General features: G+C 61.1%; 20 protein-coding genes. 7 read left to right on the top strand and 13 right to left on the bottom strand.

Annotation, left to right across the window (positions count from 1 at the left end; genetic code table 11):
• Window positions 1-124 precede the first annotated feature (124 nt).
• The 3 genes from NE591_RS03990 to NE591_RS03980 are packed head-to-tail and all read left to right on the top strand — an operon-like array spanning window position 125 to window position 3,090.
• On the top strand, window positions 125-1,105 hold the full coding sequence (locus tag NE591_RS03990) for an iron ABC transporter permease (RefSeq protein ID WP_227069419.1): 981 nt from the start codon (window positions 125-127) through the stop codon (window positions 1,103-1,105).
• Entirely contained in the window at window positions 1,102-1,887 is a 786-nt protein-coding gene (locus tag NE591_RS03985; protein WP_114538979.1) for an ABC transporter ATP-binding protein, read from the top strand. The genes NE591_RS03990 and NE591_RS03985 overlap by 4 nt, the downstream gene beginning before the upstream one ends.
• A 33-nt stretch (window positions 1,888-1,920) precedes the next feature.
• Window positions 1,921-3,090, top strand: a complete 1,170-nt coding sequence (locus NE591_RS03980; RefSeq protein ID WP_114538978.1) for an ABC transporter substrate-binding protein — start codon at window positions 1,921-1,923, stop codon at window positions 3,088-3,090.
• A 119-nt stretch (window positions 3,091-3,209) separates the two neighbouring features.
• Here NE591_RS03980 and NE591_RS03975 read toward each other — a convergent pair whose 3' ends face one another.
• From NE591_RS03975 to NE591_RS03955, 5 genes are all read right to left on the bottom strand, one after another.
• A complete protein-coding gene (locus NE591_RS03975) occupies window positions 3,210-4,469 on the bottom strand; it encodes an ammonia-forming cytochrome c nitrite reductase subunit c552 (protein WP_114538977.1) in 1,260 nt (419 codons plus the stop codon).
• Window positions 4,470-4,621: 152 nt separating this feature from the next.
• Window positions 4,622-5,365: a response regulator transcription factor gene (locus tag NE591_RS03970; protein WP_173114898.1), complete on the bottom strand. Its 744-nt coding sequence runs from the start codon at window positions 5,363-5,365 to the stop codon at window positions 4,622-4,624.
• A complete protein-coding gene (locus NE591_RS03965; protein ID WP_114538975.1) occupies window positions 5,352-6,875 on the bottom strand; it encodes an ATP-binding protein in 1,524 nt (507 codons plus the stop codon). Before NE591_RS03965 ends, NE591_RS03970 begins: the two co-directional genes overlap by 14 nt.
• A 130-nt stretch (window positions 6,876-7,005) precedes the next feature.
• On the bottom strand, window positions 7,006-7,560 hold the full coding sequence (locus NE591_RS03960) for a flavin reductase family protein (RefSeq protein ID WP_114538974.1): 555 nt from the start codon (window positions 7,558-7,560) through the stop codon (window positions 7,006-7,008).
• A 131-nt stretch (window positions 7,561-7,691) separates the two neighbouring features.
• Window positions 7,692-8,093 (bottom strand): pyridoxamine 5'-phosphate oxidase family protein, encoded by a 402-nt coding sequence (locus NE591_RS03955; protein ID WP_114538973.1) that lies wholly within the window; start codon window positions 8,091-8,093, stop codon window positions 7,692-7,694.
• Between the two features lie 127 nt (window positions 8,094-8,220).
• Between NE591_RS03955 and NE591_RS03950 the strand changes: the two genes are divergently transcribed.
• The gene (locus NE591_RS03950; RefSeq protein ID WP_114538972.1) at window positions 8,221-8,760 is read left to right on the top strand and encodes a helix-turn-helix domain-containing protein; all 540 of its coding nucleotides are present in this window, start codon (window positions 8,221-8,223) and stop codon (window positions 8,758-8,760) included.
• A gap of 348 nt (window positions 8,761-9,108) precedes the next feature.
• Here the strand turns inward: NE591_RS03950 and NE591_RS03945 are convergent, their stop codons facing one another.
• The 6 genes from NE591_RS03945 to NE591_RS03920 all read right to left on the bottom strand — a co-directional run bounded on the left by NE591_RS03945 (window position 9,109) and on the right by NE591_RS03920 (window position 15,489).
• Window positions 9,109-9,966 carry a pyridoxamine kinase gene (locus NE591_RS03945; protein ID WP_114538971.1) on the bottom strand — a complete coding sequence of 286 codons (858 nt, stop codon included), beginning with the start codon at window positions 9,964-9,966 and terminating at the stop codon, window positions 9,109-9,111.
• A gap of 114 nt (window positions 9,967-10,080) precedes the next feature.
• Window positions 10,081-11,142 carry a nucleoid-associated protein gene (locus tag NE591_RS03940; RefSeq protein ID WP_114549349.1) on the bottom strand — a complete coding sequence of 354 codons (1,062 nt, stop codon included), beginning with the start codon at window positions 11,140-11,142 and terminating at the stop codon, window positions 10,081-10,083.
• A 9-nt stretch (window positions 11,143-11,151) separates the two neighbouring features.
• On the bottom strand, window positions 11,152-12,021 hold the full coding sequence (locus tag NE591_RS03935; RefSeq protein WP_114549350.1) for a GH25 family lysozyme: 870 nt from the start codon (window positions 12,019-12,021) through the stop codon (window positions 11,152-11,154).
• 26 nt (window positions 12,022-12,047) lie between these two features.
• Window positions 12,048-13,652: a helicase HerA-like domain-containing protein gene (locus tag NE591_RS03930; protein WP_114549351.1), complete on the bottom strand. Its 1,605-nt coding sequence runs from the start codon at window positions 13,650-13,652 to the stop codon at window positions 12,048-12,050.
• Between the two features lie 158 nt (window positions 13,653-13,810).
• Window positions 13,811-14,623, bottom strand: coding sequence for an iron export ABC transporter permease subunit FetB (gene fetB, locus NE591_RS03925; protein WP_114549352.1), 813 nt, complete (start codon window positions 14,621-14,623; stop codon window positions 13,811-13,813).
• Window positions 14,620-15,489: an ATP-binding cassette domain-containing protein gene (locus NE591_RS03920; protein ID WP_173114902.1), complete on the bottom strand. Its 870-nt coding sequence runs from the start codon at window positions 15,487-15,489 to the stop codon at window positions 14,620-14,622. The genes fetB and NE591_RS03920 overlap by 4 nt, the downstream gene beginning before the upstream one ends.
• 194 nt (window positions 15,490-15,683) lie before the next feature.
• Here NE591_RS03920 and NE591_RS03915 point away from each other — a divergent pair, with 194 nt between their 5' ends.
• The 3 genes from NE591_RS03915 (at window position 15,684) to NE591_RS03905 (ending at window position 18,315) form a co-directional block, all read left to right on the top strand.
• Window positions 15,684-16,208, top strand: a complete 525-nt coding sequence (locus tag NE591_RS03915) for a ferredoxin domain-containing protein (RefSeq protein WP_114549354.1) — start codon at window positions 15,684-15,686, stop codon at window positions 16,206-16,208.
• Window positions 16,209-16,364: 156 nt separating this feature from the next.
• Complete coding sequence (locus NE591_RS03910) at window positions 16,365-17,774, top strand: RNA-binding domain-containing protein (protein ID WP_227069417.1); 1,410 nt, start codon at window positions 16,365-16,367, stop codon at window positions 17,772-17,774.
• Between the two features lie 73 nt (window positions 17,775-17,847).
• Window positions 17,848-18,315 (top strand): hypothetical protein, encoded by a 468-nt coding sequence (locus tag NE591_RS03905; RefSeq protein WP_114538964.1) that lies wholly within the window; start codon window positions 17,848-17,850, stop codon window positions 18,313-18,315.
• Between the two features lie 129 nt (window positions 18,316-18,444).
• Here the strand turns inward: NE591_RS03905 and NE591_RS03900 are convergent, their stop codons facing one another.
• Window positions 18,445-18,657 (bottom strand): DUF3791 domain-containing protein, encoded by a 213-nt coding sequence (locus NE591_RS03900; protein WP_022741532.1) that lies wholly within the window; start codon window positions 18,655-18,657, stop codon window positions 18,445-18,447.
• The gene (locus NE591_RS03895; RefSeq protein WP_114538962.1) at window positions 18,654-18,893 is read right to left on the bottom strand and encodes a hypothetical protein; all 240 of its coding nucleotides are present in this window, start codon (window positions 18,891-18,893) and stop codon (window positions 18,654-18,656) included. The genes NE591_RS03900 and NE591_RS03895 overlap by 4 nt, the downstream gene beginning before the upstream one ends.
• Between the last annotated feature and the right edge of the window lies 1 nt (window position 18,894).

The raw sequence follows: 18,894 nt of genomic DNA, 5'->3' as shown, positions 1-18,894 counted from the left end.
TTTTACTTCATGAATAATTCTCTCTTGTAAATCATTCATGACTGAGAATATAATAGATGCCATGCAAACGAGCACTGTAAAACCCATGCTTCATTCGGCCGCCTCTCGGAGGGCTCGATTTGTCGTGCTGGCCCTTGCCCTCATCCTCATTGGCGCGACCGCGATCTCCCTTTTGCTGGGCCGCTACCCCATCGATCCGGCTCAAGCTGTGGCCATGCTCGTCAACCAGATCGTCCCGCTTGACCCCATCTGGACCGAACAGCAGGCGACGCTCTTCTTCAACGTGCGGCTGCCGCGCATTTTGCTGGCCCTCATGGTGGGATGCTGCCTGGCCTGCGCCGGCGCCGCCTACCAGGGCACCTTCCAAAACCCGCTCGTCTCCCCCGACATTTTGGGCGCAAGCCAGGGCGCCGCGTTCGGCGCGGCCGTGGCTATTCTTCTCAGCGTGAGCTCTTTCGCAACATCCCTCTTCGCATTCGGATTCTCCCTGCTCACCGTGTTATTGGTGCTGCTTATCAGCACGCGGGCCCGCGGCAACCACATGATGGTGGTCGTGCTCGCCGGCGTCATGGTGTCGTCACTGTTCCAAGCCGGCGTTTCCTACGCCAAACTCGTGGCCGACCCCACTGACGAGCTGGCCGACATCACCTACTGGCTCATGGGCTCACTCACCGGCGCGAACATGCGCGACATCGGCATGGTGCTCCCCATCATGCTTATCGGCTGCGCTACGCTGTTCGCCCTGCGCTGGCGCATCAACATCCTCACCATGGGCGACGACGAGGCCGCCACCATGGGCGTGAACGCCCGACGCACCCGCATCGTCGTCATCATCGCCGCCACGCTCGTCACCGCCGCGAGCGTCTGCGTCACCGGCATGATCGGCTGGGTGGGCCTCGTCATTCCGCACCTGTGCCGCATGCTCGTCGGCGCCGACTATCGCCGCCTCATTCCCGCATCCATGCTCATGGGCGCCAGCTTCCTGCTCATCGTGGACGACGTCGCCCGCCTTGCCACCACCGCCGAAATCCCCATCGGCATCCTCACCGCTTTCGTGGGCGCGCCGTTCTTCTTGTACCTCATAACGCGGAAGAAGAAGCTATGAGCATCGATGTGACCAGCTTGAGCTTCTCCTACGGAAGCCGCGAGATCTTGCACGACCTTTCGTTTTCCATTCCCGACGGGTGCCTCGTGAACGTGCTCGGGCCCAACGGCGTTGGCAAGTCCACCTTGTTCCGCTGTATCCTGGGGCTTTCCCCGCACTATAGCGGCACGATTCTGGTGAACGGGAAGGATCTGCGCGCGCTTTCGGTGCGGGAGCGCGCTCGCGAGATCTCCTACATTCCCCAGTCGCACGCGCCGGTGTACGACTACGAAGTGGTCGACGTGGTACTCATGGCCACGGGCAACGACCTGAAGATGCTCGCCACGCCCGGCGAGGCCCAGCTGCAGCGAGCCCACGAGGCGCTGGCCCGCATCGGCATCGAGCACTTGGCCCATCGCACCTACACGCAGATATCCGGCGGCGAGCAGCAGCTCGTGCTCATCGCTCGGGCGCTCGCGCAAAACGCCCAGACCATCATCATGGACGAGCCCACGAGCGCGCTTGATTACGGCAACACCATGCGCGTGCTGTCCTGCGTGCGGCAGCTGGCCCGCGAGGGGCTCTCCATCGTGCAATCGACCCACAACCCCGACCACGCCTTTCTCTATTCCGATGCCACCATGGTGCTTTCCGAAGGCGGCCTTAAGGCATTCGGCGATCCCCGCGAGGTTATCACCTCCGAGCTCATCAGCGAGCTGTACGACCTCGAGGTGGAGGTCAACTCTCTTTATGGCGACAAGGTGCGCGTCTGCGTGCCCGTACGCGAGATAGAACGCCAGTAGAACCTGGCACCCCTTGGAAGGAAAGGAAAACGAATGCTGAAACCGACGAGGAACAAACGGCGCATCGCGGCTCTGGCTGGAGCGCTCGCCCTGTCCACTTGCTTGGCCCTGGGGCTCGCCGGATGCGCCAACAGTGAGGGTAATGGAGCGGCCGAGCCCACTGCACCGGCCACCGAGCAGGAGGCGAACGCCGACGCCCAGGCCGCTACCGAGGCCGAAAGCGGCGCCATCACCTTCACCGACGACCTCGGGCGCACCGTGGAGCTGCCGGCCCAGATCGACAAGATCTGCCCGTCGGGCTTCACGGCCCAGCAGGTGCTGCTCACCATGGCCCCGGACAAGATGGTGGGCCTGGCCCAGGAGCTCAACGACGACCAGCTGAAGATCTTCGGTGAGAAATTCGCCGACTACCCGGTGTTCGGCGCGGTGCTCGGCGCCAAGGACGACCTGAACCGCGAGGCCGTGGCCGCCGCCGCGCCCCAGGTCATCATCGACACCGGCGAGGCGAAGAAGGGCGCCAAGGAGGACTTGGACGCGCTTCAGGAGCAGCTGGGCATTCCGGTCATCTTCATCGAGGCGAAGCTGTCCGATTACGGCGCGGCCTATGAGCGCCTCGGCGAGCTTCTGGGCATGGAAGAGCGCGGCAGCGAGCTGTCCACCTACTGCACCGACGTGTACAACATGACGGTCACCACTATGGAGAACATTCCCGAAAACGAGCGCGTGCGCATGGCCTACCTGCTGGGCGACAACGGCCTGAACGCCATCGCCAAGACTTCGTTCCAGGCGGCTGTGGTGGACATGGTGGCCGACAACGTGGTCGTGGTTGACGACGTGTCCGGCAAGGGCAACGGCAACGAGATCAGCCTCGAGCAGATCGCGCTGTGGAACCCCGACCTCATCGTGTTCCAGACGGGCAGCATTTACGACACCGTGGGCAACGACCCGGCGTGGAAGGGCATTGCCGCCATCGACTCCGGCAACTACTACCAGGTACCCAACGTGCCCTACTGCTGGCTGAACAACCCGCCCACCGTCAACCAGCTCATGGGCCTGCAGTGGCTGCCGCGCCTTCTGTACCCCGATGCCTTCGACGACTCCATCGAAGACGTGACCCGCACGTACTACTCCACGATGTACAACTACGACCTGTCCGACACCGAGCTCGCCGACCTTTTGAAGGACGCCACCGGCAAGGCTTAAGAACCAGCCTCACACCCAATCCGAATGCGAAAGACGCCGAAGGGCCGCCATTGCGGCGGCCCTTCGGGAAAGGAGCAGTTTGTCTTTCAGCTACGTGCTTCACGCGCCCCTAGCAAAAGCTAGGCGATCTGAGCCATGCCCTCGGCAATGGCATCGTCGGCCTTCTGTAGTTGCTCAACGCTCTTGCTAAAGTTCATGGCGGCCATGGAACCGTCGGTGGGACGCATCGCGGTGCCCTGGTACAGGAAGTACACGTTAGCGAGATTGTAAGCATCCTTGGCGGCCTGCAGCTTTGTCTCATCGGCGTTGCCAGCGGCCACAACCTCGGCCAGCTTAGCATGGAACTCGTCCAGCTTGGTCTTGGTAGCCTGCTGAATCTGCGCGAGTTCGTCCATCTTGCCCTTGACGAACGTAACCATGGCGTCAGCATCTTCAACGCCCTGGCTCTTGTGGCACGTGAGGCACTTTTCCAGCGCGGCCGGGTTCTCAAGCGGCGATTGCGTCATGTTGTGGTGCGTGTAGGTGGCGCCATCGGCGGCCTCGGTCTGGGGCATATGGCAGTCCGTGCAGGTGAGGCCCATCTTCTGATGGTTGCCGTCCTGGAAGAGCTCCAATTCGGTGCAAGCGTCCGTGAGGTACAGCATCGTATCAATTTCGGGATCAAGCATGGGAACCCCTACCATGCCGGCGCAAATCGTTGTTTCAGTAACTGGATTCGCCTCGTAATACTCTTTCATGGCACGAAGCATCTCTTCAGGCTCGAAGCCATACTTGTATTGATCGATACCCTTGTTCGCATCCTCAAGATAGGCCGCGCCGGGGAACATGGCGTGGCACTGACCGCATACATAGTCCTCCTCGGGGAACAATGCCTTGGCACTCACGGAAGTAGCATCACCATAGGCGTTGCCACCCTCTACTTTACCTTCGCCAGGATCGCCTACGTGGCAATTGGTGCAATTGGACCATTCCATCTCGTAGTCAGAGGCGTTTTTGTCAAGAATCGTCTCGCCTTGCTCATTATAAACCGTTTGGAAGTCCTCACGGGCATGACAGGCGGCGCAAGCCACTGCTGCATCCTCCCCGCCAAACGCCTGCTGACTCGCCCCCGCAAAGGCGTCATAGGTGTGGGCCATCTTCGCTTCCATATAGCTGTTTCCCTGATTGGGATAAGTAGTTACCCACTCAGCGAGCGTCTTTTTGGCCACCTTCTCCGGAGCAGCAGCCTGTTGCTCCGTCTGCTCTTGCTGAACCGGCTCCTGCGCGGCGCCTGTGTCCGCCGTTTGAGTCTGGGCTGCACAGCCAAGGCAGCCGACCAGCGCTACAGCTGCCACCACCGTACCGGCAAGGGCGATTTTTCTCGGTTTTATGGTTTTCATCGCTTCCTCCTCTCATCGGTCGTTCGAACGATGCAACCTTCCAACCTTCTACGAACCATCTTAGAAGAAGCTCAGCCGTAAACCGATACTATTGCGCTTTCGCAATGGGCGTCCTCGCCCTATTGCAATTTTTGCGCAAGCTATAGGCGAGATTATTCCCCAGAACTGTCCCGCTTCTCGTCTTCCTCATCTGCCAGCCGGTAACCGCAGTGCCATACCGTCTGCACGTAGCGCGGCTCGCTCGGATCCGGCTCCAACTTGGCTCGAATGCGTCGTATGTACACGGAAATGGCGATAGACGAGTCCAGATACTCCTCTCCCCAAATCTCCTCGATAAGATCGCGCTTGCTGTATACCTCCCCCGGATGCGATGCCAGCACCGCCATGATCCTCGACTCCTTGGGAGTAAGCTCGACTCGTTTTCCCGCCAGGCGCACATTCCCCGTGCGCACGTTCACTTCCAGGTCGCCTACGTGGTATAGCTCGCTTTGGGGCGCGGACGCTGCGGCTTCTGCCGCAATTTGCGCGCGACGCAAGAGAGCCCCCACCCGCAACCGCAGCTCTTCTCCGCTGAAGGGCTTTACCAAATAATCGTCGCCGCCAATGCCGTAGCCAATGCGCTTGTCCACGATATCGCCTTTAGCCGTAAGAAACAGCACCGGTGTAGCCCGATCATGCTCGCGAATGCGTTCGCATACCTGAAAGCCGTCGAGAAGCGGCATCATTACGTCGAGAATGATCAAATCGGGCCGCTCATCCCAAAACAGACGCAGCGCCTCTTGCCCATTCCTTGCACGCAGACAGCGATGGCCATCTTTGGCGAGCATCTTCTCAATAGCGCTGCTCGAGCTATTGTCGTCGTCGGCAACGAGGACCAACGCGTCACGACGGCTCATGGTTTCCTCCTTCTCGTGAACACAACGAATCGGCTGAAGGCTCATCGGCCAAGGGAAGCCCCGTATCGGCGGCATCATCGCCTTCCTCGACCTCGTCGGGAATGGCCGGCAGAGGCAGTTCCACCGTAAAGCAGCTGCCTTCTCCTTCCAGGCTTTTCACTGAAGCATTGCCGCCCATCATGGTGGAGAAGTTACGCACAATGGACAGACCGAGGCCCGTGCCCCCCTCGCTCGTTGTTTCCGAATGGGGAGCGCTCACGAAACGATCGAAGACATGATCGAGCTGTTCGGCAGGAATACCGCAGCCGTTGTCGCACACGCAAATGACGAACCGTCCTTCTCGATAGGCAAGCTGCAATTCAACCCAACCTCCCGAATCGGTGAACCGCAGCGCATTGTTCACCAAATTCACGACGATGCGACGCAGCACTTCCTCATCACCCAAAAGCAAGGGGGTATCGGGGCTCACCTTCACCTTAAAGGACACATCCTTCTTCTTGGCCAGCGGGCCCATAGTAGCCTTCACTTGGCCAGCTAAATCGTATACGTCGAACTCGTCCTGGGCGAGACTGAGCGTGCCCGCCTCCAACTTGGCCGCATCGAGCACGTTGTTGATCATCGCCAGCAGTACGCGTGCGTTCGTCTCCACTTCATTTACGAGCGCACGGCTTTCTGGCGAGTCATCGGGCATGCGTTCTTTCCATAGCTCCGTAAAAGCGAGAATAGACGACAGCGGCGTTTTCAGCTCATGGGTAATAATGGTAAGGAAGTTCGACTGATCCTCGGCTTCATGGCGCAGCTTCTTGTTCTCGTCAACAATGGGAGCGGTAATCCAGGTACGCAGGCCCAAGGCAAGAACCAAGGTAACCGACCCCATCAGTACGCAGAAAAATACTACCGTGCTGACCAAATCGGCCTTCGCGTCGGCAATGATGGAATCCATGGGCATAACAATGGACACCGCGCCCGCCACGTCTCCTTCGGCCATTCCCTCTTTTGCATAGCCGGTGATATCCTTCTCACCCGCCGGATCACCGTGGCACGGCAGGCATCCATCCTCTATTTCAAGCAGGCCCACATAGCGGAAGACCGAACTGTCTCCTTGATGCTCGAGCCCGTAGTACTCTTCAACGACGCCCTCCTCGAAGGAGGAAAGCGCCTTGCGCTCGAAGTCATCGGGGGCATCCTCGGTGTTACGGGGATTTCCACGAATGTAGCGAATCGAATAGGCAGATCCGGCGGAGAAGCGCTTGGCGATGTCTTTGGCCGCCACCGCGCAATAAATTCCCGAGGTTTCGCCCGTCGCGCGGTTGATCTGCGGCTGGACGGCATCGATGTAATCCCAGGCAGCCCCAATCTCTGCGGACAGCACACGGGCTTCAGCGAGGGCGCGCCGATCGTTCTCAATGCTTTGGGCGTGGTAAAACCAGGCGAGATACACGCACAGCACAAGCACGCTTACCACACCGGCAAGCAGAAAGAACTTTTTTGCAAGGCGACGCCGCTCCAACCAAACCCCTTCTCATGGACTGACGACTGTTCCATTGTAGCGATTCGGCCTTCGCGCTGCGATCTGACAGCTGTTGCAAAATCGCAATAGTCGAACATGAACGTCGAAATACGTTGCGAAGGGGCAGCACCTAGCACCATGCGCCGAGCACATCTTGCGCGCCCAAGCAGCAGTAGTTCTTTTGGGACACCAAAAGCGGATTTGCCGCGACGATATCGTAAGAGGAGCCATCGTCGCTCACAGCGTCATCGGCTGCCGAGACGCTGTCTATAGCGCACAGGTAGAGGTTGCTGCCCTTATAGGAAAAATTCTCCCGCAAGCTGAGTTCATAGCGCAGAGGGCTCTCGCACAGCCGAGGCGCATGCACGTGCTCGGCAGCCTCTAGGGCGAAGCGTGCGATGGCCTTGTCCTTTTCCGCCCCCGAGGCGCGACCAAGGGCCTCTACCGCATCGAACATATCGCGCGACAGCGCGTTGAGAACTAGCGCCCCCTCACGCTCGAAGTTCCGTTTCACCGCCTTATCGCCATCCATGCACAGCGTAACCCCAAGTCCGTCGTCCCAATAGAAGTTCACCCAGCTGACAAGGGCAAGATGGGGCGACTCGTCCTTGTTGTAGGTGCTCGCAGCAAACACCATCATAGGATGCGGAATAAACTGATTCACGGCGAAAGGAGTGATATCCATAGCGACACTTTCTCATACGAGCCGGCGCCCCAACAGCACCGGCTTCTCTCACATCGTTCATGCGTCGAATGGGCTCTCACAGGGGAGGCTAGGTGAAAGCCCGATCCGCTTCCTTTTCTCGATAAAGCAGCCTACAGCTTCACCACCGTGGGCGCATTGCCAGTCATATCGGCAATGGTCGCCTCTCCATCAGTCAGGTAGAACACCTCGAAAATGGGGTTATCCGCCGTCTGGTACTGGTCTTTCAGCATGGGGATGTTCATGCAGGCTTCTTTCACGGCGCGATTGTCCTCGAACACCGCCTTCCCTCCCAAGCGGATCCACCGGAAATCAGGGGTGGACGCGCAAACCTCCACGTACGGATTTTCCTGCATCTCGGCAAACACGGTCTTCTGATTGTTGGTGCCGAACCACAGCTTTCCTTCGTGCTCCATCAGGAACATGAAGGGGCGGCACTTCGCCTTCCCATCGGCACCGACCGTAGCCAGATACTGGACGGGATTTGCGGTAAGGAACTCAACGACTTCCTGCATGGTTCGCTCTCTTTCTCTCGGTTGCGATTTGCCGGAGAGAGTATATAATGCTGTACAGTATTATGGAAAGTAGGAACTATTTTGTTATATAGTTTCATTTTGAATCTATTAAGGTAGGAGCTGTAAAATGACCACGCCTTCTGCTCATTCTCTTCCTCGTTGCCCCGTTGAAGTTACCCTTTCGCTCATCAGTAGCCGCTGGGTGGTGCTTATTTTGCGAGAGCTTATCTACGGAACGCGACGTTTCGGGCAGATTCGCAAGGCCCTCGGCGGCGTGTCGACCAAGGTACTCACGCAGAACTTGCGTACCATGGAGGAGAACGGCCTGCTTACCCGCGAGACCTTCGCCGAAGTGCCCCCTCGCGTAGAGTACACGCTTACCGCCTTGGGCCAAAGCCTGAGACCCGTGCTGCTTTCAATGGTGGAATGGGGCTCTCAGTACGCGCGGCTGCACGAGCATCGGAGCTCGGTGCGCTGCGACACCGGCGAGGTGCTCATAGTGCGTCGCAAGGACGATGCCTACGTTGCTTTAAACGAAGAGGGCGATGAAGTAGCCCGCGTTGTTCCGACGGATGCAACTTGGGAAGCTGAGATTAACAACTCATATCGGACGCACGTAGATGGAGCGGCTCTCATTGCCGCCGCCGAAGTCCTCACACAAGACTAGCATTCGAAAGAGAAGGGCCGCTCGGCGACGGTCAGAGCCTTAACTGGGCAGCGCTCCACCAGCTTCTTGCCACACGTTATGAAGAACTGGGCTTCGCTGCGACGGGCCGAATGGGCGACGAGATAGCCCCTTCCGTGCCTCTCTTCCCTTCAGAACCCAAAATAAGAGAAGGAATAAGTGAATAAGGGAAGAAATAGGGAAATAAGGGAAAAAATAGGGGAAATACAGAGAAGCCTCAATCAGCCCTACGGCATCATTTCGCAAAATAGCGAACCCTTGCGGTAGATGTGCTGCTCTGCAACGCGGCCCACACTCTTCCCGGTGCGAGCCGCGCGAAAGCACGAACCTTTACCCCAGCAGGGCTGTCACCTTCCCGAGCAAAGGCTCGAAGGAGACGCCGCGGTCTTCGAAATTGGGCTGCTTGGCGGAGATGAGCATGGCGTCGGCCGTGAAGTCGGCGGCGAAGGCCGTGGCCTCGGCCAGGTTCGAGCCGGCCATCACCGCAGCGAGCAGGGTGCTCGCGAACACGTCGCCCGTGCCGTGCAGCATGTAGGGCAGCTTGGCGTTGGTGGTTTCCGTGAAGTCGATGGCGTCGCCCCACACGTAGTTGTGGATGAGGCCGTCGCCGTGCTCGATGCCCTTCAGCACCACGTTCTTCGCGCCGCGCTCGCGCAGCTCCAGAATCATCTCGCGCACCGTGGGCTCGTCCACGTCGGCACCCTGCCACCCGCGACCCAAGATGATGGCCGCCTCGGTGAGGTTGGGCGTCAGGATGTCGGCACCGTTGGCCAGCGTCCCCATGGCTTCCACCAGCTCCGGCGTGTAGGTGGGGTACACCTTGCCGTGATCGGCCATGACCGGATCCACCACGCGCAGGGCCTTCGGGTAGGTCTCCCACACCTGCTTGATGATGTCTACCTGCTCGGGGGCGCCGAGGAACCCGGAATACACCGCGTCCAATTCCACGCCAATACCCGCCCAGGCAGCCAGATAATCGCCCAGAATGTCGGTGGTATCGTGCATGTACCAGCCGGGGAAGGCGGTGTGGCTGGAGAACAGGCCCGTGGGCACGGGGCACACGTCGCAGCCGGCGGCGGACAGCACCGGAATGGCCACGCCCAGCGAGCACTTGCCGTAGCCGCACAAATCGTGGATAGCGGCCACGCGGGGGATGTAGGCGTCTTCGCGTTCGTAGAGGTTCGTCATAAGGTTCCCTTCGAAATCGGCCGACCGCGCGGGCCGGCAAGGGGCGTTCGTTGAATCGTTCCCCATTCTAGCCCTCTTGCAGGCGCACGGCCCTCGGTTTTTCCGATAGGTATCCTAGCGGTTCTCAATCGCGCCGATGTTTTTGAGCGCGATCTCGATGCGGCCGTCCGGGGTGCTGAAGAACTCGATGAAATCGGAGTTCTCACCGTATTCGGCCGGGAAGGTGAGCTCAATGCCCGTGTCGGTGCGGATCTTGTGACTCTTGGTGACCCGCTTGGCCACGGCTTTTTCCACCACGACGCGCTCGGGCAGGGCGCCCTTTTCCACAGCGGCCTCGAAGCGCTCGGCGACGCGGGGCTGGTCGGCGAACACCTCGCGGCCCAGCTCGCGGGCGTCCACCTCGTCGGATTCCTCGGCATTCTCGGCCACGTAGGCCTTTGCCCGCGAAAGCGCCACGGCCGTGTTGGCGCCGAACTCCTCGGCCACCTCTTCCACCACGGTGGTTACCGCCTGCAGCACTTCGCGGCTGGAAGCTTCCATGGAGCACTGCAGCAGACCATCGGGGATGATCCAGCGTTTCTCGCCAGCAATCTCTCGTTCCTTATCCACGAACCACACGGCCATGTCGTCGGCGGAGATGAGCGCGAAGGATGCCACCTTCTGAGACGGGTTCGGCAGAATGGCGTGATGGCGCGCGATGGTGGTGGCGGTGTCGCCGAAATCGTTGCTGCCCACCTCGTGCATGTAGGCCTGGCGGCTCTCCAGCAAAATGATGGCGAAGTAGCGCGGGCCGCGAGCCTTGTAGGCGGCCTCGGCCTCCTCGTCGGTCATCTCGCGCACCGTCTGATCGGCGTCGCCTTCGAAATCGATGACGAGCAGGTCAGTGGAGGGCGTCTTTTCCATGCGCGACAGCTCGCCGACGACAAACTCGCCGATCTGCTGGGACAGCCCCACGAAATCGCGCTCGCCCCGAAAATAGGAGCGGAGCTCCTCGGCGAACAGGCTGTTCTCCGCGAACGTTCCGCGCTTGCTGTCCAGGTTGCTTAAGGTGCGCTTGGCCTGAGACGCGACGTAGCGCTTGGCGGCCTTGTTTCCGAGATCCATGGGCACCTGCGCGAACACGTTCACGCAGGACACGAAATCGAACACATGCAGAATGGCGTTGTTGATGTTCACAGGACTCCTTTACTTCTGCGGCTCAAGCCACACATTCAAATCGACGTCGGTGGGGATGCCGGGAACCGTGCCGGCGTTGGTGTACTGCCAAATGGCGAAGTCGAGCGGCGCGGTGGGAGCTTCCACATCGTACTCGGCCAACCACACTGGATAGGCAGCGCGCAGCTCGGGCGCGAGACGCAGCAGGTCGCGCTGGTTTCCGTAGAGCATGGGCGCGTAGCCGGCCGCGGCGATGACCTCGCAGAACGCGCGGGCGTTGGCGGTCAGCTGCTCGCTGGAGAGGTTGTTGGCCCGGGCGCCCTCGATCTCCACGGGCTCGTGGTCGTAGGCGACGTAGGCAAAGGTGGCGCCGGAGGCCTCGGTTTCGCGCAGGTTATCCAGAGCGAACTGGGCCTCCTCGCGAGCCTCGTCTTCGGTCAGCGCCTGGGAGAAGAAATAGGCGCTCACCTGGATGCCCACCTCCCCGGCGCGAACGGCATTCTGGAAGAAGAACTCGTCGGCGGAAAGCGCACCTTCCGTGGCGCCTCGGTTGCCGATGCGGGCGAAAGCGAACTGCACGCCGGCGTCGGCAACGGCGGCCCAATCGATGTCGTTGCCCTGGTGCTCCGACACATCGATGCCCCAGCGCGAACAGAGCGCATCGTTTTCGTAGTACGACAGCTTCTCGCCGTCGCGCACGAGGCCGGACCAATCGTAGGGACTCACGTAGGGCTCGATGGCGGCCACCTCCGCCGACCTAGAGGCCGACCCGCAACCGACGAGCAGCCCCGCCGCCGCACACGCCACTGCGCACGCCGCACCGGCCACGAAGCGTCGCCGCGTCAGCGTCGCGATCCGGGGCGCCCGCAGCCCATCTATGTTGCGGCCATTCAATATCATGGGCAGTATTGTACGGCAGCGAGAACCTACTTCCGCAAGTTCCCAAACAACCCCCGCAAAAGTTGCCGGCTCGTCTCGCGCCCGATCTGGCCGATGACGGAGCTGACCGTTTTCATGGCCTGCTCGCGTTGTTTCTCGGCAGCTCGAGCGGCGCGCTCGGCTTCTTTCTCGGCCGCTTTCTGGGCACGCTCAGCCTCTCTTTCGGCAGCCTTGGCAGCACGCTCTTCTTCCTTGGCCGCGGCTTTCGCGGCCCGATCGGCCTCGGCGGCCTTCTGCTTCTCGAATTCGGCGCGCTCCTTTTCCAGCTGGGCGCGCTCGGCAGCCAGCGCGTCGGCCTCGGCAGCGGCGCTCTTCTCGGCGGCAAGCTTCTCGTAGGCGCTCTCGCGGTCGATGGCCTCGCCGTACTTCTCCACCAGATGCGCCTGGGCCACGCCGATCGCCTCCAGCGTCGCCGCATCGGCAGCGGCCATGCGGCACTCCGGCGGCAGCACGCGCGCCCGTTCCACAATGCTCGGCTGGCCATCCTCATTCAGCAGCGACACGAGCGCCTCGCCGGTGCCCAGTTCCAGCAATGCCTCGGCGGAATCGAAGGCCGGATTCTCGCGGAAGGCCGCCGCTGCCGCGCGCACCGCCTTCTGCTCGGCGGGCGTGTAGGCGCGCAGCCCGTGCTGGATGCGGTTGGAAAGCTGCGCGAGCACTTCGTCGGGAATGTCGGCGGGCGACTGGCTGACGAAGTAGACGCCGACGCCCTTGGAGCGGATGAGCTTCACGGTCTGCACGATTTTGTCGGTCAGCTCCTTGGGCATGTCGTCGAACAACAGATGCGCCTCGTCGAAGAAGAACACGAGCTTAGGTTTGGGAAGGTCGCCGGCCTCGGGCAGAAGCTCGTAGATTTCGCTGAGCATCCACAGCAGAAACATGGCGTACACCTGGGGCGATGCCATGAGTTTCGCGGCGTTCAGGATGTTCACGGTGCCCTGACCCGCATCGTCGGTCACGAGCCAATCCGTGATATCCAGCGCCGGTTCGCCGAAGAAGATGTCGCCGCCCGCATCTTCCAGGGTGAGCAGCGCACGTTGAATGGCGCCAACCGACTGTGACGACACGCGGCCGTAAAGCGTTTCCACCTCGCTGGCGTGCTCGGAGAGATAGCCGAGCATGGCGCGCAGATCCTTCAGATCGATGAGCAGCATGCCGTTATCGTCGGCCATGCGGAAGGCGATGGCCAGCACGCCGCGCTGCACGTCGGTCAGCCCCAGCAGCCGCGCCAACAAGTCGGGCCCCATGTCGGAAATGGTGATGCGAACGGGCACGCCGTCGCCGCCAAGCATATCCCACAGGCGCACGTCGCAACCCCGAGGCTCCCAGCCGTCAGCGCCCAGGGCAGCCGCGCGCTCGCGTACTTTCTCGGTATCGTCGCCAGGCTGGGCCATGCCAGTGACGTCGCCCTTCACGTCAGCCATGAACACAGGCACGCCGGCCTGGGCGAACCCTTCGGCCAGCACCTTCATGGTGACCGTCTTGCCCGTGCCCGAGGCTCCTGCAATGAGCCCATGGCGGTTCGCCTGGTCCAGCAGCAGATAGCAGGGATTCTCCCCCTGCGCCACCTTGATCTTATCGCCTTCGAGCATGGGAACCTCCTAACCGGTCGGGGCAAACGTCGCCTCCATGGTACGGGAACGCCCCCGCCGCCCGACCACCTCACGCCAACCCGTTGGCATACCGTAGGCTTGCCAGCTAGGCGGTCTCGCCAGCGGGGCCACGCCACCAGCGAGCCCACGTCACCAGGCTAGGCCGCCCCGCCGGCATCGTCGCGCAGGGCCGGCGACAAGTAGTAGCCTTCGACGGAGAAGCGCTTCTTGTAAGCGAGAAAGCAGATGATCACAACGGAGAGCGTCGTGGCCGCCGAAATCATGAGCAGCACGACGATCTGGTACTTCGCCGCGATAACAGGATCGGCACCCGCCAGAATCTGGCCGGACATCATGCCGGGAATCTGCACGATGCCCGCCGCCGACAGCTGGGCCAAAAGCGGCGTCATGCCGGCGCCCACCGCCGCCTTGATGGAAGGAAACGCCGCCTCACGCGGAATGGCGCCCAAAGCAACCATCATGTATATCTCGTTCGCACGGGAATCCATGCTAGCAAACAGGCGGTCGGTGGCCACCGCTGCCGCGGCCAGTGTGTTGCCGAGAATCATGCCCGAGATGGGCACGAGCTGCATGGCGTTGTACCACGGATCTGCGTGGATGATGCCTTCCACCACGATGAATGCGATGACCATGGATGACACGGTGATGGAAAGAAAAACGTCGGCCCAAAGCCCCCGCACGACCTTGTTCGTGCGGCCCGTGGCGATCTGCGTCGCCGCGATGCACATGCCCAGCAGCACCAAACACACGAGCCACCACGTCTGATACTTGAAAAGATAGCCCAGAAGCAGACCCATGGCGAGCAGCTGCAGAAACGCCCGCACGGTAGAGACGGCGATGCGGCGGCTCTGCCCGAGCCCCATGCGCCACGACACAATACCCGCCACCAACATGAGCAAGCTTGCGCCCACCAGTTCCACATACCCGATGTTCACCACGCCGCCGGTCATCGGGAGCCCCCCTTCGCAGAGGGCTCGACCGGCTTTCGGTCGGCCGACGAAGACTGCAAGGATGGCGAGCCGCTCCTTGGCGATGCGACTGGGTCGAATGCGGAACCAACAAGAGGGGAAACACCGGAAGGCGCGCTGGGCACCGCTTTCAGCTTCGCAAGCACTTCATCGGCTCGCGAGTCGCATCCTTTTCCAGCGCTTGTAGCGGGTGCGTTGTCGGCCGTGATCTCGTTTTGATGGTAGGTCATCTTCCCATCGGCCAGCGTGAACACCCCGTACGCGTAGCCATCCTCGGCCCGATGGCGGATGCGCAAGCAGGCGGCCCCGCCCGCGAGCATCGCCCGCGTAAGCCGACTGACGGCCACGGCCGACTCCTCATCAAGCGCCGCTTCCACCTCATCGAGCAGCAGCACGGTCGGTCGTGTGGCGAAGGCCCGCAGCAACGCCACCCGAGCAAGCTGGCCGCCCGAGAGCTGAGCCGCCGCGTGATCGAGCGTCACGCCATCAAGCATCGCCAGGGAAAGTATCTCGTTCAGCACGTCGTCATCGGGCTTCGGCGAGCCGGCATTCACCTTCAGCGTCCAGGGAAACAGCAGGTTGTCCCGCACCGTGCCGGGCACCAACGACGCAGCCTGAGGCACCAGGCACACGCGCCGGCGCCATTCCATCGGCTTGAACCGATCAACGGGAATACCCTCGAGCGCCAGCGTGCCGCCCGAGCGCGGCAGCATGAGCGCGCACGCGTTCAACAGAGTGGACTTTCCCGATCCGGAAGGGCCCGTGAGGTTGTACAAGCAGCCCGCCTCCAGCGAGAAACCCACATCCGCAAAGGGCGCGAACGGCTGCCCGTCGCGACGAAACTGCACCCCGATATGTCCTGCCTCGAATAACGCCATGCAAGCATGATACCCGACCCCGCGATCTCCGCAACAAGTGCCCACCGTTTGTGACCCAGCCGCTATGCGAGCGCCTGCACGCGCTCGACCATACGAGGCGATTGCCGTAGTAAGATGGAACCAGAAACGCACGACAAGCGCGAAAGCGACGAAAGCGAGGCGGCATGGTTTACGACGAGAGGGACATTCGGAAGGCGCAGGCGCTGGACATCGCCCAGAAGATGCTGGTGGCAGCGCGGACGGCTCCCAAGGGCAAGGGCGTCGATGTCGTGGAATGCGCCGTGGTGGACGGCGACGATTTGGAAGCGCTCGCCTGCACCATGGAGGCCGTCGGCGAGGAGCGCGGGTTCGCATTCTTCCTGCGCGACGCCAACTGTGTGCGCAAAAGCCTCTGCGTGGCGCTCGTGGGCACGCGCGAAAAAGCCCAGGGGCTCAACTGCGGCCACTGCGGTTTCGCCACCTGCGGCGAGCGCACGCCAGGCGTTCCCTGCGAGGTGAACTCCGTAGACGTGGGCATCGCCCTCGGCGCCGCCGTGTCGCGCGCCCAGGCCTTCGGCGTCGACACCCGCATCATGTTCTCCGCCGGCCTAGCCGCTCAACAGCTGGACCTGCTCGGCGAAGGCGTGGGGCAGGTGTACGCTATCCCGGTAAGCATCAGCTCCAAAAGCCCGTTCTTCGACCGCGGGTAGGTCAGCTGCGGTCGCATCCGCTCCAGCATGTTCCAGAAATCGCGCCATAATCGCGCCAATCGCGCCATAATCGCGCCAATCGCGCCATAATCGCGCCAATCGCGCCATAATCGCGCCATAATCGCGCCATGGCACGATTCCGAAGGGGTGGTCACCGTGAACGCGCATCAACTGCGAGACATTATCGAAGAGGGCGAGAACGACCGCATCGAATTCAAGCGTTGCGGCAACCAACCTGAAAAGGATCTCTTCGAAACCATCTGCGCGTTCGCCAACACGTTCGGCGGCACTATCCTGCTCGGCGTAGAGGACGACGGCTCTCTCACGGGCATCGATCCAGCCCAGGTGCTTCCCGTCACAAGAAACGTCCTCAATGTCGTCAACAACTCCAACGCCTTCGACGTGCCCGTCTCCATGGAATTCGAGCATATCGAGATCGGTGACCGCCAAATCATCAAGATCGACGTTCCCAACAGCCCGCAGATGCACAGCTACAAGGGCAAAGTATACGAGCGACGCGGGGATGCCGATGTCGTTGTGCGCGGAAGCGCTCCTCTCGCCGAGCTCTGCATCCGCAAGCAGGGAATCTATACCGAACAGCGCATTTTCGAGCATGTATCCCTGAGCGACCTGCGAGAAGACCTCATTGACGAGGCCCGGCGACTCGCTCTCGCGAAGAGAAAAGACCATCCGTGGGGAGCCATGACGAACGCGCAGCTCGTCGAATCGGCCGGGCTCTTCGGCAAAGACTACTCAACGGGAAAGCAGGGCTATAACTTGGCGGCCGTCGTTCTTCTCGGCAAGGACGAGGTTATTCGATCGCTGTGCCCTGCTTACAAAACCGATGCACTTGTGCGCCAGCACGACACGGACCGCCACGACGATCGGCTCGTGGCTACCACCAACCTCATAGACGCCTATGCCCAGATCGCCGGGTTCTGCAGGAAACATCTTCCAGACCGCTTTCTTATGGAAGGAGACTTCGCCCTCAGCCCCCGCGATACCATCGTGCGCGAGCTGGTCGTCAACTGTCTCATTCATCGCGAGTTCACCAGTCCCTTCCCGGCGAAAGTCATCATTGACAATGAGGGCATTCGAACCGAGAACGCCAGCCGAGCTTCTTTCGAAGGACCCTTGGAGCCTGACACCTTCAGCCCCCTCCCGAAGAACCCTCTCATCGCTTCGTTCTTCGTGCACATCGGTCTGGCCGAAGAGCTGGGCAGCGGCACGCGCGAGCTATTCAAGAATTCTCGTCTCTACACGGGCCGCGACCCCGAGTTGGAAGAGGGTCTGATTTTCAGAGCATTCGTACCGACGGTTCCTGCTGCCGAAACGGTGCACAGCCCGCTCGGGCAGCACACCACTCGAGCGGACGAGCCCGACGAGGCTGTCGCCCTTGCCCTGAAATTGGCGGAAAGCGCTGAGGGCGTGCGAACTGCCGACCTGGCTAATACAGGAATTTCCCGGAGAACGGCCCTGCGTATCATAAGCGAGCTCGTTGAGCAGGGTAAGCTCGCTCCGCAAGGCAATGGTCGGAGTCGCGTGTACCGCCGATGCCCCCGATAGAAACGTTCGGAACGCCTGAAAACTCAGCCACAGCGGCTGGCATGTCCGCGCAAAAATGATTAGAGAGGTCATCATGACAGACCACGCACTCGCAAGTTTCGAAGCGAAGGACGGCACAGGCCGGTGGGAGGTTTTCACCTGGGGCATTATCGCCAACGGCCAGCGCTACCACTTCACGAAGCAGTCCCATATCGTGTGCGCCGGCCTGCCGGGACGCACTGAGAAGCACGTCTACCAGACCGAGGAAGACGATGGCTTCGGCTTGTGGGCGGCGCTTGCCGTCTACCAGGAGACCGGAAGCCTTGCCGACGCCGGCCTCGCTGCCTGGGCGTTGGGCGGTCCGAGCATCGAGACCCACATCGACACGCGGGAGATCCCCGGCAACGTGACGCTCTCCATCGGACACTTGCGCCGCGGCCGCGACGCCAACCTCTCCCTGCGCTACCGCGAGGACGGCCGCTGGGTTCAAGTCGGTGCCATCCAACACTTCGCCGACATCACCCTTGCCGCCATCACGGCCTACCGCGCAGGCGCGCTGTAACGGCGCTGACGCTCAGGATTTCTGAATCCCTACAAAATGCAGTATGAAGAATCGCAAAAGTGCATAAATTAGCAATTTGAAGATGCTAAAAAGTGCAGCGGGCCGCTTTAACTGCGCCTCAACGACCCCCTAAAGAGCCGGCCGCTCCCCCGTTTCAACATAGCGATCAATGTCGGCAACCATTAGGTCGGGCGACTCTATGTGGTAGAGAAAGTAATTGTCCAGCACATATTGCGAGAGTCCTTTTTCGCGAAAGAGAGCCGCCACCTCCGGACCCGTCAGCCCCTTCGCCTGCCGATAGTACTCGATGGCGAACACGAGAAACCGCATTTCCTTGCTCATGACTGCTCCTCCGGGTCGTCGAAAAAGCCGCGCTCCACTTCCTGCCGGTACAAATCCGCCAGAGCCGCCGAGCTGAGATGCCACAGCCCGCTATCGGGATTGCGCAGCAGCTCATAAAAGTTCGATGCATAGAACTCCTCGATTTGGCAAGGCTCGGTGAAGCCCAGTCGCTCAAACAAGCCGGGAAGCGTCGCCGTGCCGAGCAGCACAGATAACTGCTCCGGAGACTTAGCCATT

Origin of the sequence: Adlercreutzia sp. DFI.6.23 (assembly GCF_024462535.1) — a bacterium.
In the GTDB taxonomy this organism is placed as follows: domain Bacteria; phylum Actinomycetota; class Coriobacteriia; order Coriobacteriales; family Eggerthellaceae; genus Adlercreutzia; species Adlercreutzia rubneri.
The sequence above is the reverse complement of the archived record's forward strand: the minus strand, read 5'-3'. Positions and strand labels throughout refer to the sequence as shown.